Source organism: Microvirga lenta (assembly GCF_020532555.1).
GTDB classification, from domain to species: domain Bacteria; phylum Pseudomonadota; class Alphaproteobacteria; order Rhizobiales; family Beijerinckiaceae; genus Microvirga; species Microvirga lenta.
Genome location: NZ_JAJBBR010000002.1, coordinates 244,430 through 269,289, shown reverse-complemented (window position 1 = coordinate 269,289; position 24,860 = coordinate 244,430). Strand labels below are relative to the sequence as shown.

The 24,860-nt window shown below is 67.1% G+C and carries 27 protein-coding genes; 17 read left to right on the top strand and 10 right to left on the bottom strand.

Going from position 1 to position 24,860, the window contains the following annotated elements; genetic code table 11:
• Positions 1-150: 150 nt before the first annotated feature.
• Together hisC and LGR44_RS04290 are read left to right on the top strand one after the other, a co-directional pair.
• The gene (hisC, locus tag LGR44_RS04295; RefSeq protein WP_226737612.1) at positions 151-1,260 is read left to right on the top strand and encodes a histidinol-phosphate transaminase; all 1,110 of its coding nucleotides are present in this window, start codon (positions 151-153) and stop codon (positions 1,258-1,260) included.
• Positions 1,253-2,200 carry a prephenate/arogenate dehydrogenase family protein gene (locus LGR44_RS04290; RefSeq protein ID WP_226737610.1) on the top strand — a complete coding sequence of 316 codons (948 nt, stop codon included), beginning with the start codon at positions 1,253-1,255 and terminating at the stop codon, positions 2,198-2,200. The genes hisC and LGR44_RS04290 overlap by 8 nt, the downstream gene beginning before the upstream one ends.
• Here the strand turns inward: LGR44_RS04290 and LGR44_RS04285 are convergent.
• A complete protein-coding gene (locus LGR44_RS04285; protein WP_226737608.1) occupies positions 2,194-3,243 on the bottom strand; it encodes a DUF2125 domain-containing protein in 1,050 nt (349 codons plus the stop codon). The genes LGR44_RS04290 and LGR44_RS04285 overlap by 7 nt on opposite strands.
• 77 nt (positions 3,244-3,320) lie before the next feature.
• Between LGR44_RS04285 and LGR44_RS04280 the strand changes: the two genes are divergently transcribed.
• Entirely contained in the window at positions 3,321-3,878 is a 558-nt protein-coding gene (locus LGR44_RS04280) for a gamma-glutamylcyclotransferase (protein ID WP_226737605.1), read from the top strand.
• Here the strand turns inward: LGR44_RS04280 and LGR44_RS04275 are convergent.
• From LGR44_RS04275 to LGR44_RS04265, 3 genes are all read right to left on the bottom strand, one after another.
• Positions 3,875-4,309: a hypothetical protein gene (locus LGR44_RS04275; protein WP_226737603.1), complete on the bottom strand. Its 435-nt coding sequence runs from the start codon at positions 4,307-4,309 to the stop codon at positions 3,875-3,877. The two genes, LGR44_RS04280 and LGR44_RS04275, sit on opposite strands and share 4 nt — an antisense overlap.
• 60 nt (positions 4,310-4,369) lie before the next feature.
• Positions 4,370-5,137 (bottom strand): lysophospholipid acyltransferase family protein, encoded by a 768-nt coding sequence (locus LGR44_RS04270; RefSeq protein ID WP_226737601.1) that lies wholly within the window; start codon positions 5,135-5,137, stop codon positions 4,370-4,372.
• A 134-nt stretch (positions 5,138-5,271) separates the two neighbouring features.
• Positions 5,272-5,916 carry a YdcF family protein gene (locus LGR44_RS04265; RefSeq protein WP_226737599.1) on the bottom strand — a complete coding sequence of 215 codons (645 nt, stop codon included), beginning with the start codon at positions 5,914-5,916 and terminating at the stop codon, positions 5,272-5,274.
• On the opposite strand from LGR44_RS04265, the gene LGR44_RS04260 reads away from it, so the two are divergent.
• Positions 5,915-6,103: a hypothetical protein gene (locus LGR44_RS04260; protein ID WP_226737597.1), complete on the top strand. Its 189-nt coding sequence runs from the start codon at positions 5,915-5,917 to the stop codon at positions 6,101-6,103. The two genes, LGR44_RS04265 and LGR44_RS04260, sit on opposite strands and share 2 nt — an antisense overlap.
• Before the next feature lie 9 nt (positions 6,104-6,112).
• Here the strand turns inward: LGR44_RS04260 and LGR44_RS04255 are convergent, their stop codons facing one another.
• Positions 6,113-7,087, bottom strand: a complete 975-nt coding sequence (locus LGR44_RS04255; protein WP_226737595.1) for a cell division protein FtsX — start codon at positions 7,085-7,087, stop codon at positions 6,113-6,115.
• A 5-nt stretch (positions 7,088-7,092) separates the two neighbouring features.
• Complete coding sequence (gene ftsE / locus LGR44_RS04250) at positions 7,093-7,761, bottom strand: cell division ATP-binding protein FtsE (protein ID WP_226737937.1); 669 nt, start codon at positions 7,759-7,761, stop codon at positions 7,093-7,095.
• A 349-nt stretch (positions 7,762-8,110) separates the two neighbouring features.
• Between ftsE and hpt the strand changes: the two genes are divergently transcribed.
• Complete coding sequence (gene hpt, locus LGR44_RS04245) at positions 8,111-8,677, top strand: hypoxanthine phosphoribosyltransferase (RefSeq protein WP_226737593.1); 567 nt, start codon at positions 8,111-8,113, stop codon at positions 8,675-8,677.
• A gap of 13 nt (positions 8,678-8,690) precedes the next feature.
• Here the strand turns inward: hpt and LGR44_RS04240 are convergent, their stop codons facing one another.
• Positions 8,691-9,203 carry a TspO/MBR family protein gene (locus LGR44_RS04240; RefSeq protein WP_319004808.1) on the bottom strand — a complete coding sequence of 171 codons (513 nt, stop codon included), beginning with the start codon at positions 9,201-9,203 and terminating at the stop codon, positions 8,691-8,693.
• A gap of 72 nt (positions 9,204-9,275) precedes the next feature.
• Here LGR44_RS04240 and LGR44_RS04235 point away from each other — a divergent pair, with 72 nt between their 5' ends.
• From LGR44_RS04235 to LGR44_RS04200, 8 genes are all read left to right on the top strand, one after another.
• Positions 9,276-10,430: a trans-sulfuration enzyme family protein gene (locus tag LGR44_RS04235; protein WP_226737591.1), complete on the top strand. Its 1,155-nt coding sequence runs from the start codon at positions 9,276-9,278 to the stop codon at positions 10,428-10,430.
• Positions 10,431-10,599: 169 nt separating this feature from the next.
• A complete protein-coding gene (locus tag LGR44_RS04230; protein WP_226737589.1) occupies positions 10,600-12,543 on the top strand; it encodes a bifunctional 2',3'-cyclic-nucleotide 2'-phosphodiesterase/3'-nucleotidase in 1,944 nt (647 codons plus the stop codon).
• Positions 12,544-12,894: 351 nt separating this feature from the next.
• Positions 12,895-13,788 carry a TylF/MycF/NovP-related O-methyltransferase gene (locus LGR44_RS04225; RefSeq protein WP_226737587.1) on the top strand — a complete coding sequence of 298 codons (894 nt, stop codon included), beginning with the start codon at positions 12,895-12,897 and terminating at the stop codon, positions 13,786-13,788.
• A 69-nt stretch (positions 13,789-13,857) separates the two neighbouring features.
• Positions 13,858-14,814, top strand: coding sequence for a CAP domain-containing protein (locus LGR44_RS04220; protein WP_226737585.1), 957 nt, complete (start codon positions 13,858-13,860; stop codon positions 14,812-14,814).
• Positions 14,815-14,900: 86 nt separating this feature from the next.
• Entirely contained in the window at positions 14,901-15,629 is a 729-nt protein-coding gene (locus LGR44_RS04215; protein ID WP_226737583.1) for a DUF4142 domain-containing protein, read from the top strand.
• 118 nt (positions 15,630-15,747) lie between these two features.
• A complete protein-coding gene (locus tag LGR44_RS04210) occupies positions 15,748-16,365 on the top strand; it encodes a hypothetical protein (RefSeq protein ID WP_226737581.1) in 618 nt (205 codons plus the stop codon).
• A 191-nt stretch (positions 16,366-16,556) separates the two neighbouring features.
• Positions 16,557-17,645 carry a TRAP transporter substrate-binding protein gene (locus LGR44_RS04205; RefSeq protein ID WP_226737579.1) on the top strand — a complete coding sequence of 363 codons (1,089 nt, stop codon included), beginning with the start codon at positions 16,557-16,559 and terminating at the stop codon, positions 17,643-17,645.
• A gap of 112 nt (positions 17,646-17,757) precedes the next feature.
• Complete coding sequence (locus LGR44_RS04200; protein WP_226737577.1) at positions 17,758-17,922, top strand: hypothetical protein; 165 nt, start codon at positions 17,758-17,760, stop codon at positions 17,920-17,922.
• Between the two features lie 60 nt (positions 17,923-17,982).
• Here the strand turns inward: LGR44_RS04200 and LGR44_RS04195 are convergent, their stop codons facing one another.
• On the bottom strand, positions 17,983-18,852 hold the full coding sequence (locus LGR44_RS04195) for a DMT family transporter (protein ID WP_226737575.1): 870 nt from the start codon (positions 18,850-18,852) through the stop codon (positions 17,983-17,985).
• A 237-nt stretch (positions 18,853-19,089) separates the two neighbouring features.
• Here LGR44_RS04195 and LGR44_RS04190 point away from each other — a divergent pair, with 237 nt between their 5' ends.
• Together LGR44_RS04190 and LGR44_RS04185 are read left to right on the top strand one after the other, a co-directional pair.
• Complete coding sequence (locus LGR44_RS04190) at positions 19,090-19,980, top strand: YihY/virulence factor BrkB family protein (protein WP_226737573.1); 891 nt, start codon at positions 19,090-19,092, stop codon at positions 19,978-19,980.
• A gap of 285 nt (positions 19,981-20,265) precedes the next feature.
• Positions 20,266-20,580: a hypothetical protein gene (locus tag LGR44_RS04185; RefSeq protein WP_226737572.1), complete on the top strand. Its 315-nt coding sequence runs from the start codon at positions 20,266-20,268 to the stop codon at positions 20,578-20,580.
• Between the two features lie 157 nt (positions 20,581-20,737).
• Here LGR44_RS04185 and LGR44_RS04180 read toward each other — a convergent pair whose 3' ends face one another.
• Complete coding sequence (locus LGR44_RS04180) at positions 20,738-21,025, bottom strand: GIY-YIG nuclease family protein (protein WP_226737570.1); 288 nt, start codon at positions 21,023-21,025, stop codon at positions 20,738-20,740.
• Positions 21,026-21,347: 322 nt separating this feature from the next.
• Positions 21,348-23,966 carry an ATP-dependent chaperone ClpB gene (clpB, locus tag LGR44_RS04175; RefSeq protein ID WP_226737568.1) on the bottom strand — a complete coding sequence of 873 codons (2,619 nt, stop codon included), beginning with the start codon at positions 23,964-23,966 and terminating at the stop codon, positions 21,348-21,350.
• 178 nt (positions 23,967-24,144) lie between these two features.
• Between clpB and LGR44_RS04170 the strand changes: the two genes are divergently transcribed.
• Positions 24,145-24,564 (top strand): hypothetical protein, encoded by a 420-nt coding sequence (locus LGR44_RS04170; protein WP_226737566.1) that lies wholly within the window; start codon positions 24,145-24,147, stop codon positions 24,562-24,564.
• 5 nt (positions 24,565-24,569) lie between these two features.
• On the top strand, positions 24,570-24,833 hold the full coding sequence (locus tag LGR44_RS04165; RefSeq protein ID WP_226737564.1) for a hypothetical protein: 264 nt from the start codon (positions 24,570-24,572) through the stop codon (positions 24,831-24,833).
• The last annotated feature ends 27 nt before the right edge of the window (positions 24,834-24,860 follow it).

The window sequence follows — 24,860 nt, the reverse complement described above, 5'->3', positions numbered from 1 at the left end:
GCATCGGACCCAAGAGTGGACTTGCACTTTTGGGCTCAATCCGATGCTTTCTCTATGGATGAGAGCATCGTTCGTCGAAAAACCGGATCCACTTTTTCGCACGATGCTCTAGAGCCACTCCGAACCGATCGATTGCAGGAACCCGAATCCATGGCCGCCCGTCCTGAACCCCGTCCCGGCGTGATGCAGATCGAGGCCTACGTGCCCGGCAAGAGCAATGCCGGAGCCGGGGTCGCGAAGATCCACAAGCTCTCCTCCAACGAGACCCCTCTCGGCCCCTCGCCGAAGGCCGTCGAGGCCATCAGGGGAGCCGATCATTTCGAGCTCTATCCGGACGGCTCGGCCACCAGGCTGCGCGAGGCGATCGCGGCGAAGTACGGCCTCGATCCGAACCGGATCGTCTGCGGCGCCGGCTCCGACGAGCTCCTGTCGCTGATCACCAACGCCTATGTGGGGCCTGGCGACGAGGGCCTGTTCTCGGAGCACGGCTTCCTGGTCTACCGCATCGCGATCCTGGCGGCGGGCGGCACGCCCGTGGTCGCGCCGGAGAAGGACTACCATGCGGATGTGGACGCGATCCTGGCGCGGGTGACGCCGAAGACCAAGATCGTCTTCCTGGCGAACCCGAACAACCCGACCGGAACCTATCTTCCCTTCAGCGAGGTCAAGCGCCTGCACGCGGGTCTGCCGCCCCACGTGGTGCTCGTGCTCGATGCGGCCTATGCGGAATATGTGCGCCGCAACGACTACGAGTCGGGGCTCGAACTCGTCGCCACCTCCGAGAACGTGGTGATGATGCGCACCTTCTCGAAGATCTACGGCCTGGCCAATCTGCGCCTCGGCTGGATGGTGGCTCCCGCCCATATCGTCGACGCGGTCAACCGCATCCGCGGCCCGTTCAATATCAACGGCCCGGCCATGGCCGCCGGCATCGCGGCGATCCAGGACGACCTCCATGTGGGCAAGGCCATCGCCCATAACGAGCAGTGGCTCGCCTGGCTCACCAAGGAGCTCGAGGCGCTTGGCCTGAAGGTCACGCCCAGCGTCGGCAACTTCCTGCTGGTCCACTTCCCGCAGGAGGCCGGCAAGACCGCGAAGGAGGCCGACGCGTTCCTTTCGAGCCGCGGCCTCATCCTGCGCCGGATCGACGCCTATGGGCTGCCCCATGCCCTGCGGCTCACCATCGGCGACGAGGAGGCGAACCGCCTCGTGGTCGAAACCCTGCGCGAATTCCTGAGCGGCCGGAAGCAAGATGCCTGAGCGTCTCGGTCCTCCCCGCGCGACGCCGCTCTTCGAACGCGTCGCGCTGATCGGCCTCGGGCTGATCGGCTCGTCCATCGCCCGCGCGGCGAGGCATCTCAACCTTGCCGGCACGATCGTCGCCGTCGACCGGAACGAGGCGGTGCTGGCGCGGGTGCGCGAGCTCGGCATCGCCGACGAGGCGACGTCCGACTTCGCCGCCGGGGTGCGCGGAGCCGATCTCGTCATCCTCTGCGTGCCGGTGGGGGCGTGCGGGGCCGTCGCTGACGCTATGAAGGACGGGCTCAAGCCCGGCTGCATCGTGTCCGACGTGGGCTCGGTGAAGAAATCCGTGATGGCCCAGGTCGAGCCCCATCTGCCTGCGGGCGTGCATTTCGTTCCGGCCCATCCCGTGGCGGGAACGGAGCATTCCGGCCCCGATGCTGGCTTCTCGACCCTGTTCTTCAATCGCTGGTGCATTCTGACGCCCCCCGAAGGCGCCGACGAAGCGGCGGTGGAGCGGGTGCGCGCGTTCTGGTCCGCCATGGGCTCGAACGTGGAGATCATGACGGCGCAGCACCACGATCTCGTGCTCGCCATCACCAGCCACGTGCCGCATCTCATCGCCTACAACATCGTCGGCACGGCAGCGGATCTGGAGACCGTGACCCAGTCGGAGGTGATCAAGTTCTCGGCCGGCGGCTTTCGCGACTTCACCCGCATCGCCGCCTCCGATCCGACCATGTGGCGCGACGTGTTCCTGCACAACAAGGAGGCCGTGCTGGAAATGCTCGGCCGCCTCAACGAGGACATCGCGCTGCTGGCCCGCGCCATCCGCTGGGGCGAGGGCGACAAGCTGTTCGACCTCTTCACCCGCACCCGGGCCATCCGCCGCGGGATCATCTCGGAAGGGCAGGAAACGCCGGAGCCGGATTTCGGCCGCCGCCGCGGCGATCAGTAGATCGCCGGCAGCGTGACGTTAGGGATGACGAAGGGGCCGAAGGCGAGGCGCCCGTTGTCCAGGCGGACGGGCGGAAGCGGCGAAAGCGCCGGGCGGCCATTCGCCTGTCCCGCGGGGGCTCCCCCGCCCTGACCCAGAAGCGCGCTGAGGAGCGCGCCGTTGCGCCGGCCCATCACGTTGCCCAGGAGGCCGTCCAGCCCGGCCGCCGAGAGGGCGAGCTGGCCCTCGGGGCGGTGTTCCTCGTCGAGCCGCAGCTCGCCTTTCGCCTCCAGGCGGCGGGAGCCCTTGGCCAGGGACAGCATCAGCACGTCGAGCTTGCCGCCGGCGCTGCGCCAGCGCTCGAGCTCCTCGGCCAGGGGACGCCCGCGGAAGCCCTCGGCCTGCGTGACCGTCACGTCGGATTCCAGATCGGTGGCTTCCGTGCCGCCCACCAGGGCGTCGGCCAGGGGAATGCGCGCCTGCCTGACGGAGAGCGCCACATCGTAGGCGTTCTCGGCGCTCCGGGAGGGATTGGGCCTGGCATGGAGTTCCAGGTGCTGACCGGCTGCCGCGATCTCGCCCGCAGGAAGGCCCGTGACCGTGACGTTGGGTGCTTCGGCCACCAGGGAGAGGCGCCGCAGGCCGCCCGGCGCGAGATTGAGGCTGGTCTGCAGGAGATCCCAGGAGCCCTGCACCGTCACGGTTCCGTCCGTCACCCGCAAGGGACCTTGGATCTCGGTGATCACCCGGCGCGGCTGATAGACCTGCGCCACCGCCTCCACCGGCCCGAAGGAGGCGGTCACGGCTCCCTGCTGCAGGGTCAGGGCATCGCAGGTCACTTCGATCCGGAAAGGATAGCCGCCGATGGCCCGGTCCTGGCAGGTCCATTGACGCCCGGCCCGGGCTTCGGCCGCGAGCCAGGTGTCGAGGGCCTCGTCCGCCCGGTTGCGGATCACGAACCAGCCGACGCTCCACGCCACCGCCAGCAGGAGCAGCAGGACGAAGGGCGTGTAGAGCCAGAAACGACTGTGGCGAGCATTCCCGGCGGAAGCGGCTTCATCCATTCACTTTTCTCCTGTTGTCTCGCCTCTTGGTAACTGGTAGCGCCGGAAGCAGGCAAGGTTCGGGCACGCTGGCGGATATGGACAACACCACCGACGATCTGTGGGTCTTCGGCTACGGTTCGCTCATGTGGCGACCCGGCTTCCCGTATATCGAACGCCGTCACGCCCATCTCTACGGCTATCACCGGTCGCTCTGCATCTTCTCGCACGTCCATCGCGGCACGCCCGACCAGCCGGGCCTCGTGCTCGGCCTAGACCGGGGCGGGCGGTGTCACGGGGTCGCGTTCCGCGTGGCTCCCGAAGAGGCCGAGGCCACCATCCACTACCTGAGGGAGCGCGAGCAGGCGACCGCCGTCTATCTCGAACGGCGCCTGCCCGTGCGGCTCGACGACGGCCGGAGCGTCAGGGCCCTGGGCTATGTGGCGGATCGCAAGCATGGGCAATATGCGGGCAAACTGTCCTTCGACGATGTCCTGGGTCTGGTACGCCAGGGAAAGGGCGTCTCGGGGCTCAATCCGGATTATGTGCGCTCCACCCACGAGCACCTTCTGGGAATGGGCATCGTCGATCCGCTGCTCGAGCGGATCACCCGGACGCTTGCTCAGGATTCCGAAGACGACGACGGACTTGCCTAGGAGGCCTGGCTCTCGTCCTCGCGCAGGTCCTCGAGGATGGCCCGGCGCTGCGCCTCGCTTTCCGCGAGCCGATGAACGTGCATCTCCGTCGCGCCGCGCGCCTGGACCAGGCCGACCCAGCGGGTCCGCGTCTGCTCGCTCGGGTGGGAGCTGGCGGTCGCCACGTCGATGACCCGCGCCGTGCCGGTCTCGTCCCGGCGCACCGCCAGGATGACCGCGTTCGTCACGTTCAGGATCTCGCTCTCGTTGAGAGGGTGGACCCCAACGATGTAGCGGCGGCCCGAACGTCCGCGCCATGAACTCAGGGCGAGTGCCGAGTGGAGGCCTGCCGTCGCTCGCAACCGTTCCTCACGCACGTCAGTCCTCCGCGTCCGTTCCTGACGGAGATCCCGCATGGCCGTCGACCATGATATGGTTCGCTTGTTCGCCATTTGTTCTTAATGTAAGAACTCTCGGGCAAAACGTCAAGGATCGCTCGACCCCTTGTGATGTCAGGCTTTGGACAAGCTTGCGGCGGATCCGGCCGGCTGGTCGAGGCCGAGTTCCTTGCGTCCCTCCGCCAGGAGCCGGTCGGAGGCCGATTCGATCCGGTCCTGCATCTCCTTGAAGAAGGCATCGCGGGGCATGCCCGGCGGAAGCGGATCGAGGATCTCGACCCGGATGGTGCCCGGGCGGCGGATGAAGCGGCGCCTCGGCCAGTAGAGGCCGGAATTCAGCGCGACGGGCAGGCAGGGAACGCCGAGGTTCTGGTAGAGATGGGCCACGCCGAACTTGTAGGCGGGAGGGGCCCCGGCCGGCCGGCGGGTCCCTTCGGGGAAGATCAGGATCTGACGGCCGTGACGGGCCTCCTCGCGGGCGCGCGCCGTCATCTGGATCAGGGCCTGCGAGCCCGCCTTGCGGTTCACCGGCACCGAGCCGCCCTTCCAGGTGTACCAGCCGAAGAACGGAATCCACATGAGCTCGCGCTTGAGGATGAAGGCCGGGTCCTCGAAGAGGGGCAGGAGCGCGAAGGTCTCCCACAGGGACTGGTGCTTGGACGCGATGAGAATGCCTCCCGCAGGGATCTTCTCCCGCCCCCGGACCTCGATCTTCGTGCCGGCGATCACCCGCAGCAGCCACAGGGACGTGTGCGCCCAGAGCTTGGCCGCGCTCATGAAGGTCCGGCGCGGCAGCAGCAGGAACGGGAGCAGCAGGATCAGCCACAGCACGAGGTTGAGATAGAACGCGGTGTTGAACAGCAGGGAGCGGAGAACGAGCATGGCTTTCATGGAAAATGAAAAGCGGAGCTTCGAGCTCCGCGAGCGCCCACCTTAGAGCATCGTGCGGAAAAGTGGATCCGGTTAGCACGCGCTCCGGCGCGAGGCGAGCACGGATTTGCCCGGTCGCAGGCGCCTCAGCGCCATTGCGGCTCGGCCGCCACGTGCTGGATCGGCCGGCTGATGATCTGGACCACCGGCGAATGCTCCGGATCGTCCTCGAAGCGGGTTCTCACCCAGACGGCCAGGAACTTCAGGTATTCGGACACGAGCACCCGCGCGGTCGAGGCGTTGCGCCACCAGTCGTGGGGATCGATGGTCGCGGCGACCGGATAGGGGATCTTCTGCAGGTTCGGCAGGGTGTGGTCGAGTTCCACGAGGGTCCGCGGCATGTGGTAGTTCGAGGTGACCACGATCAGGGCGTCGAACTGGTTCTGCTCCGCCCAGCGGCGGGTCTCGATGGCGTTGCCGATGGTGTTGCGGGCCCGGTAGTCCAGGTCCACGCAGCAGTCGAAGAGGCGGCGCTGTCCCGGGTTGAGGCGGGCGATCTCCTCGCGGCTGGTCCTCTCGTTGACGCCCGAAATCAGGAGCCGCTTGGCATAGCCCTTGGCGAGAAGGTCGATCGCGTCGCCGATCCGCTGGGCGCCGCCGGTCAGGGCGACGATGCCGTCCGCGCGGGTCTCCGGCTTCTGCTCGAAACGGTCGAGGGAGTAGACGAAGCAGAGAAAGCCGAGGAATCCAAGGATCAGGCCGGCCGCCACGGTGTAGAAGGCCCACCTCATGGCCCGCCTGATCGGCGACCGCCTGGCAGGTACCGAAGGCGATCCCGACATGGTCCAGCCCCAACCCAAGGCTTCACTGGTGTCTCTGGCGCTCAGAGTCGCCACGCTCTGCGTTTGCGAGGTCATCTCAGCCGAGGATAATGCAGAATGCGGCAAGGGAGAGGCAACCCGTTTTATCCACTGGTAACCATGACCATCAACCATTTCCGTTAAGAAAGCGTCTCACGGTCAGGCGGGAGACGATTCCGGTGATGACGGCCACCGCCAGCGCGATCAGGACCACGATGGCATAGCCGCGCCAGCCGATGCTGAACGTGCCGAACAGGGCCTCGATCTGGTCGCCGGCCGGGCTCGCGCGCCAGGACCGGGTGACGAAGCCCAGGAGAACGGTGAGCAGCAGGGCCGCGCCGGCTCCGGCGGCGCTGCCGCGCAGGCCGAGCTTGAAGAACCGCCGCTGGAACTCCCGGGCGATGAAATCGTCGCTGGCGCCCACGAAATGGAGCACCTCCACCACGTCGCGGTTTCCGGCCATGGCGCCCCGGGTCGCGAAGGTGACGGCCAGGCCCGCCGCCACCAGGACCAGCACCACGAGGGCGGCGCCGATGCCGATGATGGTGTTCGCCATGGTGGACAGGCGCGAGACCCAGAGGGCGTGGTCGTCCAGGGTCGCCCCGGGCACCTGCTCCTTCAGGGCCTGCCGGAGCGGCCCGAAATCGGGCCTCGCACGGGCTTCGAGCTTGAGCACGATGAGGCGCGGCACGGGCAGGTCGTCGAAATCGAGGCCGGTGCCGAGCCACGGCTCGAGCAGGCGCTCGGATTCCTCGCGGGTGAAGGCCTGGACGTCCTGCACCCCCGGGGTCTGGCGGGCGAGGGCGACCGCCCGGTCCACATCGGCCTGGATTGCGCGCTGGGCGTTGGGCCGGACCTGGATCGTCACCTCGCGGGCGATGTCCGACCGCCACTGCTCGGAACTGGTGGCGACGAGTTCGGCTCCGCCGGCGCACAGGGCGGCGAGAAAGGTCAGGATGGCGATGACGGCCGCCAGGGCGCGGCCTCCGGCCGAATCGACCGGGACGAGCGGGGCGTTGCGCCGGAGCGAGGCCGGCAGCGGCCTCTGACCCTGCTGCTGTGGCGGAGGCTTCGAGGAGCGCGGAGGCGGAAGATCGCTCATCGGGCTCACTCGTCGATATGAAGCTGCCCGTCCCCGAGCACGAGGCGGCGCACGTTCAGCTGATCCATGAGGCTGAAATCGTGGGTGGCGATGACCACGGAGGTGCCGAGCCGGTTCAGCTCGATGAAGAGGCGCAGGAGACGCCGGGCGAGGGAGGGGTCCACGTTGCCGGTGGGCTCGTCGGCGAGCAGAAGGTCCGGGCGCACGATGAGGGCGCGGGCGATGGCGGCGCGCTGCTTCTCGCCGCCGGACAGCACGGGCGGGAGCATGTGCATGCGGTCGCCGAGACCCACCCAGCGCAGGAGCTCCACGACCTCGTTGCGGTAGCTCGCCTCCTCCTTGCCCTGCACGCGCAGGGGAAGCGCCACGTTCTCGTAGGTGGTCAGGTGGTCGAGGAGCCGGAAGTCCTGGAAGACGACGCCCATGCGCCGCCGCAGGTCGGTCAACTCGTCCTTGGAAATCCGGGAGACGTCCTCCCCGAACAGGGAGATCAGCCCGCGGGTCGGCTTGACCGACAGCAGGATCAGCCGCAGCAGGGTGGTCTTGCCCGCACCCGACGGGCCGGTGAGGAACTGGAAGGAGTGCGGCTCGATGGAGAAGGTCAGGTCGCGCAGGACCTCGGGGCCCATGCCGTAGCGCACGCCCACGTTCTCGAAATGCACGGCCGGCGCCATGCTCTCATCGTCGTCGTTGTCGTAAAACGCCTTCACGCGCTCCCGAGCCGTCCTTCATGGGGTGGATGAAACCACGGCGGACGCTTTCCGCCGCGATGCGATTCGCCATGCTTATCGTCTCTATCCCTTGCGCGCCAACAAATCCGCGGCAGCGATCCGCGACGGCAGGACGCGCCCACGATCCTATGGAATGGTTATCAGGAGGTGAATTGTCCCGGGTTCTTTTCTCGACCTTCGGGGCGGGAGACGTTAAGTCCGTTTGACTTCCCCGCCGGGCCATGGTCGTGAAGGAGGATCTCTTCGCGATGCCCGCGACCCCAAAGCCGCGTATATTCTGGATTAGCTGACGATGACTGCCTCTCCCCGCATCCGGGTTCTCTTCGACGAAAACACAATCGCCCAGCGCATCGAGGAGCTGGCCCGGGAGATCGCGGATTCCAAGCCGGAAAACCTCCTCGTGGTGGCGGTCCTCAAAGGCAGCTTCATGTTCGCCGCCGACCTGATCCGGGCCCTGCACCGGGTCGGCCTGGAGCCCCAGGTCGAGTTCGTGCACCTGTCGAGCTATCTCGACGGAACGGTCTCCTCCGGTCAGGTCACCATCCTGCGCGACGTGGAGAGCGACGTGCGCGGGCGCGACGTGCTGCTCGTGGACGACATCCTGGAATCCGGCCGCACGGTCACCTTCGCCAAGGACCTCCTCATGGCCCGGGGCGCGAAGAAGGTTTCGACCACCGTATTGCTGGAGAAGCCGGGCAAGCGCGCCGTGAGCATCGAGGCCGATTACGTGGGCTTCACCTGCCCCGACCTGTTCGTGGTCGGCTACGGCATGGACGTCGCCCATTCCTACCGCCAGCTTCCCTTCGTCGGCGTGGTCGACCACGCCAACCAGGAACCGGACCTGTTCGACAAGTCCTGAGCCGTAAGCCGCCTCAGCCGTTGAGGTACCAGATCGCCCCGTTCAGGGCGGTCGCATAGGCCACCCAGGCGAGATAGGGCACGAGGAGCCAGGCCGCGACCCGGTCGAGCGGCCAGAAGGCGCGGATCGTCGCCAGGATCGCCACGATCAGGGCCGCGATGACGATCAGGCCCGCCACGGGGCTCCGCGCGCCGAAGAAGGCGAAGGACCACAGGGAGTTCAGGGCGAGCTGCACGAAGAAGGCCGTGACGGCCGCCCTGCGGCCCGGCTGCTCGCGCGGCAGCGAGAGGATGCGCCAGATCGCGTAAGCCATCATCCCGTAGAGCGTCGTCCAGACCGGGGCGAAGAGCCAGTTCGGCGGCGTGAACCATGGCTTCTCGAGCGCCGCATACCAGGTCGGGATGCTGGGTGTCGTCACGAGGCTTCCCGCCACGCTGACCATCACCACGGGCAGGACCGCGATCAGAAAACGTTGGACAGGTGGCGTCGGCCCGCCGGCCAAAGTGGATTGGCCTGGATGCATCATGTCGCAATTCCCTTTATGGGATGAGCTTCGCTGTTCTTTTCGCCCAATCTCATCCTGCCCCCGGAGGTTCCCATGTCGTCTTCGCGCCCGCAATGGTCCAAACGCAGTCTCGCCGCACAGGCGATGGGCCACGTGGATCCGATCACGAAGGCAGTGGTGCCGCCGATCCATGTGGCGACCACCTATATCCGCGACGAGGACAACGCCTATTCCTCCGGCTTCGTCTACGGCCGGCCCGACAACGCCACGGTGCGCGAGGCGGAAGGCGTGCTCGCCATGCTCGAGGAAGCCGAGGCCGGAGCGCTGCTGTTCTCGTCCGGCATGGCGGCGGCGACCGCCGTGTTCCAGGCTCTCAACCCGGGCGACCACATCGTGGCGTCGAAGGTGATGTACTGGGCCCTGCGCAGCTGGCTCATGACGGAAGCCGTGCGCTGGGGCCTGGCGGTCGACTTCGTCGAGACGGACGATCTCGACGCCCTGCGCAAGGCGGTCGTCCCCGGCCGCACCAAGCTCGTCTGGGTCGAGACGCCCTCCAACCCGCTCTGGACCATCACCGATATCGCCGGCGCGGCGGAGATCGCCCATGCGGCGGGCGCCCGGCTCGCGGTCGATTCCACCACCGCCTCGCCCATCCACACCCGTCCGCTGACCCTGGGCGCCGACATCGTGATGCATGCGGCGACCAAGGTGCTCAACGGCCATTCCGACGTGGTGGCCGGGGCGCTCGCGGGCGCCAAGGCGGATGCGTTCTGGGAGAAGGTGGCCTCGATCCGCAAGATGCAGGGCGCCATCCTCGGGCCCTTCGAGGCCTACCTGCTCATGCGCGGCATGAGGACGCTGCACCTGCGCGCGGCCGCCCAGTCCCGCAGCGCCATGGCGCTCGCCGAGCGCCTGTCCGACCACCCGAAGATCGCCCGCGTGCTCTATCCGGGCCTGCCGCAGCATCCGGGCCACGACATCGCCGCCCGGCAGATGGAGGACGGGTTCGGCTACATGCTGTCCGTCCAGCTCAATGAAGGGGAGGCGGCCGCGATCCGCACCGCGGCGCGGGTCCGGCTCTGGAAGCGCGCCACCTCGCTCGGCGGCGTGGAGAGCCTCATCGAGCACCGCGCCTCCATCGAGGGACCGGGCACCCCGTGCCCGCCGGACCTCCTGCGCCTGTCGACGGGGATCGAGGACGTCAACGACCTGTTCCAGGATCTCGACGAGGCCCTGAGGTCCGCTTAGAGCGCTCTCGGCGAGGTGGATCCGGTTCGCCGTCAAAAAGCGCGGCAAAACAAAGAAGAGAGGCGTTTCCGTGCAAATGGAAACGTCCCTGGCCGGCTCACTTGCCCTTGTCACAAAAGTTGTGCTGTTCTCTGCTACGCGAACGCTGTTTCATCAAAGGAATGTCAGCATGACATCGACCCTCACCCGCCGCCGGATCCTGCAGACCGGCGTGGCGGCGGCCGCTCTCACCGGAATGCCCCAGCTTGCATGGGCGGCTGGCCCGGTCGTGAAGCTGCGCATCATGGAGACCACCGACCTCCATGTGAACATCCTGCCTTACGACTATTACCGCGATGCGAAGGACGACGCCGTCGGTCTGGCGCGTACCGCCACCATCGTGAAGGCGGCGCGGGCGGAAGCGAAGAACAGCCTGCTCTTCGACAACGGCGACATGATCCAGGGCTCGCCGCTGGGCGATTTCGTCGCCTATCGGCGCGGCATGAAGAAGGGCGACGTGCACCCGATGGTCGCCGCCATGAACGTGCTGAACTACGATTGCGGCACGCTTGGCAACCACGAGTTCAATTACGGCCTCGAATACCTGCAGAACTCGCTCGGCGCGGCGAAATTCCCGCTGGTCTGCGCCAACGTGATCAAGGCCGACGGCGAGACCATGCTCAAGCCCTGGCTCATCCTCGACCGCGAGGTCACCGATGAGGCCGGCGCCAAGCAGAAGCTGAAGGTGGGCGTCATCGGCTTCGTGCCGCCGCAGATCGTGCAATGGGACAAGGGCCACCTGGACGGCAAGGCCACCACGGTCGACATCGTCGACGCGGCCGAGAAGCACGTGCCCGAGCTCAAGAAGGCCGGGGCCGACATCGTGGTCGCGCTCTGCCATTCCGGCATCGCCGGCGGCGAGCGCAAGGGCGGCGAGGAGAACGCGGCCCTGCATCTCGCGCGCGTCGACGGCATCGACGTCATCCTCACCGGTCATCAGCACTTCGTGTTCCCGGGCGGCAAGGAGTTCAACAACATCGAGGGCGTCGACGCGAAGGCCGGCACGCTCCACGGCAAACCCGCCGTCATGGCCGGCTTCTGGGGCAGCCACCTGGGCGTGGTCGATCTCGAACTGACCAGGGAAGGCAATGCCTGGAAGGTCGCGAACTTCCGCACCGAGGCGCGGCCGATCTACGAGCGCGTCGACCGCAAGGTGGTGCCGAAGGTGGAGTCCGAGGCGGCGGTGATCGCGGCCGTGCAGGCCGATCACGACGCGACGCTCAAATACGTCCGCGAGCCGGTGGGCTCCACGTCGGTGCCGATCCACTCCTATTATTCGCTGGTGGCCGACGACGCTTCCGTGAAGCTCGTGGCGGACGCCCAGTCCTGGTACGTGGCGGACCTGCTCAAGACCACGGAATACAAGGACCTGCCGCTCCTCTCGGCGGCGGCGCCCTTCAAGGCCGGCGGCCGCGGCGGTCCGAACTACTTCACCGAGATCAAGCCCGGCCCGCTCGCCATCAAGGACATGGCGGACATCTACATCTACCCGAACACCATCCGGGCGGTGAAGGTGACCGGCGCCCAGGTGCGTGAGTGGCTGGAGCGCTCGGCGGGTATCTACAACCAAATCGACCCGGCCAAGGGCGGCGAGCAGGACCTGATCAATCCGAAGTTCCCGGCCTACAATTTCGACGTGATCGCGGGCGTTCAGTACCGGATCGACCCGACGCAGGCCTCGCGCTACGACAACGACGGCAAGCTCGTGAATCCGGATGCGCGCCGCATCAAGGACCTGACCTATAACGGCAAGCCCGTGACGGACGACCAACTCTTCATCGTCGCCACCAACAACTACCGCGCGGGCGGCGGCGGCAACTTCCCCGGTAACGACGGCAGCACCATCGTGCTGGACGCTCCGGACCTCACCCGCGACGCGATCATGCGCTACATCATCGACCGCAAGGAAGTGGCCCCGAAGGCCGACGGCTCCTGGTCGCTGGTGACGCCCGCCAACGTCACCATGACCTTCACCACCGGCCCCAACGCCGCCGCCTACCAGCCTGCCGGCATCAAGGTGGAGAAGGTGGGCGACGCGCCCGAGGGCTTCGTGAAGTACCGCATCGTGAGCTGATACCGATGCCGCCGGCCTCTCCCATGGGGGAGGCCGGACTGTCAGGGGCGGTGCAGCGTGAATCTGACCGCGCCCGAGGGGGATGCAGAGGTGCCGTCTCCTGTATCCGACGCCGGGGATCGAAAACTCTCTCGTTGCCTGCACATCGATCACTCTGGAGAGAAGAGAGGCAGGACCTCTCGGTCCGCTGAGAACCGGAGGATCTGCCGCTCCCCGCCGAAGGTCTCTTCCGGCGGCAGGCAGGTCGAGTGGGTACCACTGTCAGAGTAGCCCCAGAGACCTATTCTGGGAATGTGTTCCAGTGGCATAAGCTCCCGCCCCATCGTCCATGACAGAACCAGGGCAGGGGATATGACCAGGACATCCGGCATCGATGCGCAGAAGCTTGATCTCGGCCCCTCCGCGGCCGGCGCCAGGGTGCCGGGCCGCCTCAGGCAGCTGTGGCGTGGCATGGCCGGAAGGATCCATCTGCTGCCGCGCGCGCTCGCCTTCATCAACGATCCGTCCATCGGCCGCGACTACGGGATCGGGCGGCGCGAGAAGTTGCGGCTGCTCCTCGCCTTCGCGCGCAACATCCGTTCCGTCGAGAACCTCTGCACCGTGCCGGAGCATCTGGAGCTCGCGGCGGCGATCCTGCGGCTGCCGCGCACCATGCCGGGGGACGTGGTGGAATGCGGCTGCTACGTGGGCAGCATGTCGGTCAATCTCTCGCTCGCGTGCAAGCTGGTGGGCCGTCGGCTGATCATCTGCGATTCCTTCCAGGGGCTGCCGCCGCCGAAGGATTACGACCGGGCGCACCATGCGGTGCATACGGGCCATACGGACGAGTACTGGGAGGGCCGCTTCGCCGCCTCCCTCGATCTGGTGAAGGACAACCTGCGCCGCTACGGCGCTCTCGACGTGTGCGACTTCGTCGTGGGCTTCTACGACGAATCGTTGAAAGACTTCGACCGTCCGACGGCGCTTGCCTTTCTCGACGTGGACCTGATCGATTCCGTGAAGCCCTGCATCGAGGCGATCTGGCCCCGGATGGCGCCGGGCAGCCGCATGTACGTGCACGAGGCGCGCAACCTGCCCCTCGTGGCGGTGTTCTACGACAACGCCTATTGGCGCGCGGCCGTGGGACAGGACGCGCCGGGCTTCGTCGGCGCCGGCACGGGCCTGCCGCTCTCGGCCCATATCGGCTCCGAGATCGGCTATGCGCAGAAAGGCGCTGAGCGCGAGCGGCTCCAGGCCGCCGCCTGAGCGGAGAACCTTCGGAACATCGTCCCACACGCGAAGTTGGCCCCGCATCTGTCAAGGAAAGGCCGCGCCATGCTTCGCCCGTTGATGCCGTTCGCCCTCTGTCTTCTGCTGTCCGCGTTCGGCATGTCCGGCGCGGCGATCGGCGCAGAGACGGGAGACCTCGAGCGGCTGCGCCAGAGGGCGCTGGAGCTCGTCAACCAGGAGCGGCGCGACCAGGGCCTCGAAACCCTCACCCTGGGCGCCTCCCTCAACGAGGCGGCGCAGAAGCACGCCGAGGACATGCTCGCGCGGGACTACTACTCCCACGTCTCGCCCGAAGGCGACACGGTCCGCGACCGCTACACGGCGGCGGGCGGCAGCCGCTGGAAGGTCGCGGCGGAAAACATCGCCCGCTGCCAGGGCTGCGATTCCCCGCCCACGGTCAGCCGGGTGGAGGAACTGCACCAGGGTTGGATGAACAGCCCGGAGCATCGCGAGAACATCCTCCGGCGCGGCCTCGACATGTTCGGCTTCGGCATCGTGGTCGGCGACGACCGCACCCTCTATGCGGTCCAGACCTTCGCCGGGGCGGGAACGTCGCGGGATCAGCAGCCGCAGGAAGACATGAGCGCCCTCGCGCCCGACCGGCAGAATGCCCTGGCCGTGCAGGAGATCAACAAGGCGCGGGAGGCGCAAGGCGTGCCCGCCCTCGAGACCGACTCCGCCCTCGCCCAGGCGGCTGCCAACCTTCTGCCGGAGCAGGACCTGGCCTCCTTCGAGTCCAGCCGCCTCGACAACCTGATGCAGGCCCTGCCGGACGACGCCCGCACGGACTGGAGCAGCCTCGGCGTCATCGTCGGGTCCTGCGGCGGGTGCGGCACGGCGCCGAACGCCGCCGACATCCGCTCCTTCGTCGATCAATGGCTCGACCAGCCCGAATACCGCGACCGTCTTCTCGACCCCCGCTTCACGGATGCGGGCTTCATCGTCCGTGCCGACGGCGACGGCCTGAAGCGGGCGCTGCTGGTCCTGGGGCAGCGGCGCTGAGGCCGCCCGACGAGGCCCGGCGCACGCTGAACCAAACCTCGCCTGCGAACGTTCGGCTTTCACCTTACCTTCGCAGGAGAAACGTGATGTCGCGCCGTCTCGCCATCGTCGGCCTCGCCGCCGCCTTCAGCCTTCCGGCTCTCGCCCAGCAGGTTCAGCAGAACCAGGCGATCCCCTATTCCGTGAATCCGGTGCCGGCCGAGCAGCAGCTCAACCCGGAGCTGGGACAGAATGCGCGCCAGCGCGAGCAGCGCACGCAGCAGGGCGGTGCGCCGCAGGATACCCGCACGCCCACGCGCCAGGGCGACGCGAGCGCGCCGGCCAGCATGGGACAGCAGCAATCGCAGGCCGACCGCGAGTATGTGCGCCAGGTTCTCGCCGCCAGCACCGTCTCGCTGCAGGAGGCCAATTTCGCCCTCAGCAAGGCCCAGCACCCGCGCGTGAAGCGGTTTGCCGAATTCGAGGCGGCCGAGCAGACGATGCTCACCGAAATCATGCATTCCTTCGCCGATCCGGCCGCCACGGCCTCCACCACGCAGGGCGCCCGGGCCGCCGCCTCCACGGCGCCGGTTCTGCCGCCGGAGAGCGAGGCTGCGATGCAGCGGATGTCGCAGGCCCAGCCCGGTCCCGCCTTCGACCGCGCATTCGTCGCGATGCAGATCGACGGTCACCAGAAGCTGCTCTCGATCCAGGAGCAATACCTGCAGAACAACCCGGGCAACCGGGAACTCGCCAACGTGGCGAAGCTCGCGCGCAACCAGATCCAGGAGCATTTGGCGCTGCTGCAGAACATCCAGGGCGAGCTTGGCCGGTAAGACCTTTTTCCGGTGCTGCGGTTGATCGCTGCGGCGCCGGAACCCCCTCTCCGGAAAGGACGTTGGCCTTCACGAGATGCGGGCATCCGGCCCGCCCAACACGAAGAGAGGAATCCCCATGGCGCAGGACAAGCGGGGCCGTCCCCCTGAACCGGATGTGGATGAGGTCATGGACGATCTGGTCCGGAACGAGACGGGCGACGATTTCGTCGCCGGCCCGACCGCCCGCAACGACATCGGCAACACCAAGCGCGCCGCGGCGAAAGCCAGCGGCATCATGGGCGCCTCGAAGAAGCTCGATCCCGATCTGGACATCGATCATATCGATGACGGCCGGGTGACGAGCGGATCGGCCGCCGGCATCCATGGGTTCAAGGAGGTGCCGCCGGAAGAAGGCGCCGACGATGCCCGCATGACGATGTCGAACGCGGAAATCGCCGAGGGCGTTAACACCACCGCCATCAAGAGCCCGGCCCAGCGTTCGGCGCGGACGGATGCTCCCACCGGTCCCAACGGCATGAGCGGCAACGCGATGGACCGCAAGCGCGTGCCCGCCCCGGGCAACGCGGTGGACGTGCCCAAGGGCACTCTCGTGCGCGGCCACCCGACCGCGAGCCAGTCGGGCAGCAAGTCCCTGTCCTCGACAGGCGACGAAAAGCCGCCGAAGCGCTCCGGCCGGGCCGGCGGGCCGCAAGGCCAGCGCCCCCTGTCGAAGGGCGGCAGCGAAGAGCGCTGATCCCCGTCCCGCTCACATCCAATCGGGGCGGGAGGCGAAAGCCTCCCGCCCCTTTTTCATGCGCCTGACGCATATGAGGCCATCGTCGAAGACATATCGGCTGAAGATCGGGTGACACCGGACCGCCTCTCCCTTTATGGATCGTTCGGCCGCGCCGAAGCGGGCGCAACAAAAGGTGTGAGGAAACGTCCATGGATAGAAGAAAAGTTCTCAAGGGTGCAGGACTGGCCGCAGCCGCCGGAGTCGTGGCTTCGCCCGCGATCGCCCAGGCGCAGCCGGAGATCCGCTGGCGCATGGCCTCGGCCTATCCGAAGAGCCTCGACACCCTCTTCGGCGCCGGCGAGATGATCGCCAAGCGCGTGGCGGCCGCCACCGACAACAAGTTCCAGATCCAGCCTTTTGCTGCGGGCGAGATCGTCGGCGCGCTCCAGACCCTCGACGCCACGCAGAACGGCACCGTCGAGTGCTCCTACACCCTGTCGAGCTTCTTCATCGGCAAGGACCCGACCTTCATGTTCGACACCTCCGTGCCGTGGGGCATGAACGTGCGCCAGCACAATGCCTGGATGTACTACGGCGGCGGCCTCGACCTCGTTCGCGAGTTCATGAAGGATTACAACGTATTCCCGATTCCGGCCGGTCAGACCGGCGCCCAGATGGGCGGCTGGTTCCGGAAGGAGATCAAGACGGCCGAGGATCTCAAGGGCCTCAAGATGCGCATCGCCGGCATGGGCGGCCAGATCATGGCGAAGCTCGGCGTGGTGCCGCAGGTGCTGGCCGCAGGCGACATCTACCCGGCGCTGGAGCGCGGCACCCTCGATGCGGTCGAGTTCTCCGGCCCGCACGACGACGAGAAGCTCGGCTTCGTGAAGGTTGCGCAGTACTACTACTATCCTGGCTTCTGGGAAGGCGGCGCCCAGCCCTCGCTCTACGTGAACATGGACAAGTGGAACTCCCTTCCGGAGCACTACAAGGCCATTCTGGAAGCCGCCTGCGCGGAGGCCAACGCCATGTGCGTGGCGAAGTACGACGCGCAGAACGCGGAGGCGATCCGCCGTCTCGTCGGACAGGGCGTGCAGCTGCGGCCCTTCCCGAAGGACGTGATGGAGCAGAGCTACAAGGAAGCCTTCAAGCTCTACAACGAGATCGCGGCCTCCAACCCGAAGTTCAAGAAGGTCTACGATTCCTGGAGCGCCTTCCGCGAGAAGGAGCTGACCTGGTTCCGCATCGCGGAGCTGCCCTTCGACTACTTCGTCAATTCGCAGCCGATCCAGCGCTGATCGGAAAAGGGGCGGCGCCTGGGCGCCGCCCTTCGCTTTTCGGGATCGGAGTGGGAACTGACGCGTTGTCTTTCCGAGAGAGGGCCATCGCCGCCCTGCAAGGAGAAACGGCATGAACGACAAGCAGCGCGATCGGGAATCGCAGCAGAACGAGACCGGCAAGAAGGACGACAAGCTGCCGGAAAACTCCAAGAAGCACCTCGACGAGAAGCTCGACGAGGGCGTGGAGGAGACCTTCCCCGCCAGCGATCCGGTTTCCGTAAAGATCACCAAGTAAGATCGAGACATTCGGCCGGGCCCCGGAGCCTCAGGCCCGGGGCTTTCGTTCGTTCGGCCGTCAGCTCCGGCTCGCCACCGCCACGCCGAGCGCGGCCAGGGCCATCCCGACCATCTGGATCAGGTTCAGGGTCTCGCCGAACAGCACGAAGGCCATGAGCGCCGCCACCGGCGGCACGAGGTAGAGCAGCGTCGCCACGCCCACCACCGCCCCCTGGCGGATCAGGTAGAGCAGCAGCCCGATCGCCCCGATGGACAGGCCGAACACGGCCCAGGCGAGCGCGCCCAGGAGCGGCAGGGTCGGATCCATCCGCCCTTCTTCCGTCAGCAGCACCAGCGGCGCCGTGACGGCGGCCGCGCCCATGTACTGGATGACCGCATTGACGCGCAGATCCATCGTGCCGCCCGTGCGCTTCTGCCAGATCGTCCCCAGGGTGATCGACAGCATCCCTCCCAGGCAGACCAGGAGCGCCAGGGGCGGCACCCCGCCGTCTCCCAGCTTGGGCAGCACCACGAGGGAGGCGCCGACGAAGCCGATGCCGATCCCGGTCCAGCGGCGCAGGGACACCGTCTCGCCGAGGAGCGGCCCGGCCAGGATGCCGGTGACCAAAGGCTGCAGGCCCGCCACGAGGGCCGAGATGCCTGCCGGAAGGCCGTTCTTCACGGCCCAGAACACTCCGCCGAGATAGAAGCCGTGCAGCAGGGTGCCGGCGATGAGGCTGTTGCGCCAGTCGCGGAAGGTCCGCGGAAGGGACGCCCGGGCGGCCGCCACGATGAGGCCGAGGACCAGGATGGCGAGCAGGTAGCGCACCAGAAGGAAGGTCAGCGGCTCCGCGTGGGGCGCTACGACCCGGGCGACGATGAACCCGGTCGCCCAGATCACGACGAAAAGGGGCGGCGCCAGGCGGATGAGAAGGTTCGCGGAGGACATGAATGAGTTTCCCGGTCCCTGAGGCGAGTAGCGGACGGGTCGCGCAAGTTCAATCGGATCCTGCGCCGGTCCGGCGGGTTCCCTGCAGGGGATATGCGCCCGGAGGCGGTCCCGCGGGCGGGAAAACGGCGCTCCAGGGTTTGAGCTTCGCCGGGCGCGTCTTAGAACCTGTAGGGGCGGCAGGGGCGTTTCTCTCGTCGGGATCGCTCCAACTCCTGTCGCCCGGAGACATGTCCGTTGAACCGTCTGCGCCTCTATTTCGAGATTTTCTCGATCACTGCCAACCGCTTCGTGCTCCACGATGCGTGGGCGATCGCGAGCCATATCGCCCTGTCGGTTCTCACCTCCATGTTCCCGTTCCTCATTCTGATGACGGCGCTGGCTGGTCTCTTCGGCTCCGGGTCTCTTGCCGACGAGGCGGCCGACATCATCCTCGAGGCCTGGCCCCGGGAAATCGCGGAGCCGATCGCCAACGAGGTCCATCAGATCCTCACCGGGCGGCGCAGCGACGTGCTGACCATCGGCCTCGTCCTCGCCCTCTACTTCGCATCCAGCGGCGTGGAGAGCCTGCGGGTCGGCCTCAACCGCGCCTATGGCGTCCGCGAAACAAGGGCATGGTGGCTCACGCGGCTGGAATCCATCGCCTTCGTCATCGGCGGCGCCTTCGTGATGCTGGCGCTCGCGCTGCTGGTCGTGCTGGGGCCCTTCGTCTGGCGCGGCATCCTCTACTGGGTGCCCGCGCTCTCCGTCTTCTCGGAGGTGATCAACTTCCTCAGGCTCGGCGTCGCGACCATCGTCATCGTGGCCGGCCTCCTGATCGCGCACAAATTCGTCCCCGCCGGCCGGCGCAGCTTCCGCGCGGTGCTGCCGGGTGTGGGTGTGACGCTCCTGCTCTGGCTTCTCGGCGGCCTCGTCTTCGGCTGGTACCTGGAATTCTTCCCCGGCGCCTATGCCTCGACCTATGGCGGCCTTGCCACCGCCATGGTGGCGCTCATCTTCCTCTACACGCTCGGGGCGATCTTCCTGTTCGGCGGCGAACTCAACGGCACGATCATCCTCGCCAAGCGCCGGCGCCTGAACGCGGAGCCGAAATCCCCACACATGACCGACGTCATCACCATGCCCTGACGGGCATCCATCCCCATGAAGTCCGATCCTGCTTTGCCCCGCCTGCGCCCCATGCTAAGCCTCGCTGCAGAGCCGGGCGCACCTGGCTCCGGGGCCTAGAAACCCTGTCCGCAAGCGGTCGGCATCGACCGCAACGATGCCTCCCTCACCTTACGGTCGGGGAGGTGTTGGCGCATGTCCAGGGCGAAAGCCTAAAGGCCAATGCGGCCGTCTTGCGGCGGCTTTCTAGCTCCCCGGCCACCAGGGCTCCTGGTGGTCGTTTTGGTTTCAAGGGGGAGTTTTGCCATGGACCAGCCCTATTCCGTCTGGGCCGACCTGCTCAACAAGTTCCACACCTCGTCGGACGCCATCCAGGCCCTTTGGCTCGTCGCTGTTCCGGGAATGGTGCTCGGGGTCACGTGGCTGGTGGTGCGGGGCCTGCGCGACATTGTGCGGGCCATCCGGCGTCCGCGCCCGGAGACCTGGAGCCTCCTCGTCTACGGCGTGGTGCAGGACGCAACCGGCCAGTGGCACGTCATCCGCCAAGGAGACGAGCCGAGGCCGCTCGATTGGCGCAATCCACCGCGTGAGTTGGTGGGGGGCGTGGCGGAGTTCGACTGAGCGCATCCCTCGTCATTCCGGGGCGAGCGTAGCGAGAGCCCGGAACCCATATCCGCTGACGATGCGGAATGAGGCGGAGCGCTCCCCGCTTCTTCCTGACATGTTGGCGGCTATAGGTTCCGGGCTCCGCTGCGCGGCCCCGGAATGACGGGGAGCCTCATATATCCAGCGACGCGTAAAGATCCGACCAATCCGGGTTCATCTCCTCGATCAATCGAATCTTCCAGTCGCGCCGCCATTTCTTCAGGCTCTTCTCCCGCGCGATGGCCTCGTCGATGCGTTCGTAGGTTTCGTACCAGACGAGACGCGTGACGTCGTAGCTGGCTGTAAAACCGGGAATTCTCTTGGCTTTATGTTCGTTCACACGGCGCGCCAGATTGTTGGTGACCCCGAGATAGAGCGTGCCATGGCGGCGGCTGGCCAACAGGTACACGGAGTAGGGCATCGGGACTGTTCGGTAAGAACTCGGAAGACGATACGATGTTTCATACATGTTCGAGCGTCAACATCCGCCTGCCGTCATTCCGGGGCGGCCCGAAGGCCGAGCCCGGAATCCGTAAACGTCAAGATCTCAGAAGAAGAGCTATCAGCCTCCTGGCTCATCCTGCACCGTCGGCGGCTATGGGTTCCGGGCTCCGCTTTGCGGCCCCGGAATGACAGTGGAGGATACCCTCTCCGCCGCTTCCGGACGGGAATGACAGGGGAGTGCAACAAAAACCCCGCGGTCTCCCGCGGGGCTCTTTTCATCTCACCGATATGGGTCAACCTCAGTTCAACCGCACGCCTTCCGGCGGGCGCTCGGTGCCCACCGCGACGTCGCCAATCATCAGGCCCATGGGGCCGGCATGGACCGGCACGGTCTCGCCGTCCTTGACCTCGCCGGAGAGGATCAGCTCGGCCAGCGGGTCCTGCACGTTCTTCTGGATCACGCGCTTCAAGGGACGCGCGCCGTAGGCCGGGTCGTAGCCCTTGTCAGCGAGCCAGTCGCGCGCTTCCGGATCGAGCGTCAGGGTGATCTTGCGCTCGTCGAGGAGCTTCTGCAGGCGCCGCATCTGGATGTCCACGATGGCGCCCATCTCGGACCGCTTCAGCCGGTGGAACAGGATGATCTCGTCCACGCGGTTGAGGAACTCGGGCCGGAAGTGGGAGCGCACCACGCCCATCACCTCGTCGCGCACCTCGTCGGTGTCGTGACCCTCGGTCTGGTTCACCAGATATTCGGCGCCCAGGTTCGAGGTCATGATGATCAGCGTGTTGCGGAAGTCCACGGTGCGGCCTTGCCCGTCCGTGAGGCGCCCGTCGTCGAGCACCTGCAGCAGGACGTTGAACACGTCCGGATGCGCCTTCTCGATCTCGTCGAACAGCACCACCTGGTAGGGCCGGCGGCGGACGGCTTCGGTGAGCGCGCCGCCCTCCTCGTAGCCCACATAGCCGGGAGGCGCGCCGATGAGCCGGGCCACCGAGTGCTTCTCCATGTATTCCGACATGTCGAGGCGGATGAGCGCCGTCTCGTCGTCGAACAGGAAGCCCGCGAGCGCCTTGGTGAGCTCGGTCTTGCCGACGCCGGTGGGGCCGAGGAACATGAACGAGCCGAGCGGCCGGTTCGGGTCCTGCAGGCCGGCGCGGGCGCGGCGCACGGCGGTCGAGACCGCCTCCACCGCCTCGCGCTGGCCGACCACACGCTTGGCGAGCTCCTGCTCCATCTGCAGCAGCTTCTCGCGCTCGCCCTCCAGCATCTTGTCGACGGGCACGCCGGTCCAGCGGGAGACGACACCCGCCACGTGGTCGGGCGTCACCGCCTCTTCCATCAGACCCGCGCCGTCGGCCCGCGCCTCGATGTCGGCGAGCTCCTTCTCCAGTCCCGGAATGATGCCGTAGGAGAGCTCGCCCGCCTTCGCCCAATCGCCCGCGCGCTGCGCGGAGGCCAGCTGGTTGCGCGCCTCGTCGAGCTTCTTCTTCAGCTCGGCGGCGGTGCCGAGCTTGTCCTTCTCGGCCTTCCAGCGCGCCGTGATGGCGGCCGACTGCTCCTCCAGATCCGCCAGCTCCTTCTCCAGCCGCGCGAGGCGGTCCTTGGAGGCGGTGTCGGTCTCTTTCTTGAGCGCCTCCTGCTCGATCTTCAGGCGCACGATCTCGCGGTCGATGTTGTCGAGCTCCTCGGGCTTGGAATCCACCTGCATGCGCAGGCGCGAGGAGGCCTCGTCCACGAGGTCGATGGCCTTGTCCGGCAGGAACCGGTCGGTGATGTAGCGGTTCGACAGGGTCGCGGCCGCGACCAGCGCCGAGTCGGTGATGCGCACGCCGTGATGCTGCTCGTACTTCTCCTTCAGGCCGCGCAGGATCGACACCGTGTCCTCCACGGTGGGCTCGCTCACGAAGACCGGCTGGAAGCGACGGGCCAGCGCCGCGTCCTTCTCCACGTGCTTGCGGTACTCGTCGAGGGTGGTCGCGCCGACGCAGTGCAGCTCGCCGCGCGCCAGCGCGGGCTTGAGCAGGTTCGACGCGTCCATGGCGCCGTCGGCCTTGCCCGCGCCGACGAGCGTGTGCATCTCGTCGATGAACAGGATGATGCCGCCTTCCGCCGACGTGACCTCGCTGAGCACGGCCTTCAGGCGCTCCTCGAACTCGCCGCGATATTTCGCGCCGGCGATCAGCGCGCCCATGTCGAGGGCGAGCAGCTGCTTGTCCTTGAGCGATTCCGGCACGTCGCCGTTGACGATGCGCAGCGCCAGGCCTTCCACGATGGCGGTCTTGCCGACGCCGGGCTCGCCGATGAGCACCGGGTTGTTCTTGGTGCGCCGCGACAGGACCTGGATCGTGCGGCGGATCTCCTCGTCGCGGCCGATGACCGGGTCGAGCTTGCCGTCGCGCGCCGCTTCCGTGAGGTCGCGGGCGTATTTCTTCAGTGCGTCATAGGCGTTCTCCGCCGTCGCGTTGTCGGCGGTGCGGCCCTTGCGCAGGGCATTGATGGCGGTGTTGAGCGCCTGAGCGGTCACGCCCGCCTGGGCGAGGATCTTGCCGGCTTCCGTGTCCTTCTCGAGGGCCAGGGCCAGCAGCATGCGCTCGACGGTGACGTAGGAATCGCCCGCCTTCTCGGCCGTCTTCTCGGCATTGTCGAAGAAGCGCATCAGCTCGCGCGTCGCCTGCGGCTGCGAAGCCGCGCCGGACACCTTCGGCTGCTTGGCGAGCCACTGCTCGACGGCCGCATGGGCCTCGCGGGAGCGGCCGCCGGCGCGGTCGATGAGACCGGCGCAGAGCCCTTCCGGATCGTCGAGCAGAACTTTGAGGACATGCCCCGGAGCCAGCTGCGGGTGACCTTCCCGCATGGCCAGATTTTGAGCCGCCTGCACGAAGCCGCGCGCGCGCTCGGTGTATTTCTCGAAATTCATCGTCATCCCTCCTCAGGTCCGCCCGCCCTCTCCGGAGGCTCGGGCACACCCTGCGATGTCGGACCTTCGCTTTGAAGCATCCGCTGGAGCTTAGGTGGTGTCGTCGATCCGGCGCAACAAGAGGGGGAACCGCCTCGCCGCCCTGGCATTGACCCCCTGAGATTCAGGGAGGTTGAGCATGACACGCGATCCGCGTTCGGAAGCCGAGAAAGCCAGGGCCGACCTCGCGCGCAACTCCGAGCTCGGCCTGTCCGTGCCGGAGAGCAAGGTGGAGCGCGAGCCTGCCGTGACGCCCCAAACCTTCGGCGAAAACCGGGTCTCGGGCAGCGAGGCCCTCGGCGAGCCGCCCGTGACCCACCAGACCTTCGGCACGCGCCTGGAAGGCGAAACCTTCGGCGACTCCACGGAGAACGCGCGGGTGCGCAATCCGATGGACCGCACCGCCGAGCAGGTCGAGGCGAGCCGGGATATCGGCGACTCGACCGGAACGATTGCAACCTCCCGGGATATTCCTGTCGATCCCGCCCATGTCGATGCTCCTCCCACCCACCGGAGCAGCGACGAAGACGATGACGTGCTCTCGCGCGCAAAGGAGTAAGAACAATGGGACTTTCCGATCTTTTCGCCCGCTTCAGCCCCAAGAGGCGCCGTGCCGAGAAGGCGCGCGAGGAGCTGCGTGCCAATGCCGAGAAGGCGCTGCGCATGAAGCAGGAAGCCGATACCGGCACGCATATCCCGCCGCACCGGACGGCACATGAGGGCATGCAGCCCCACACCTCGAACGAGGATCACGTCCCGGCCCGCGAAGGCTATTTCCAGCCCGAGCTGAAGCGCACCAAGGTGGCCCGCTCCGGCGACGCCTCCTGATCCCAGGTCGGTCGAGACTGTTCGAAA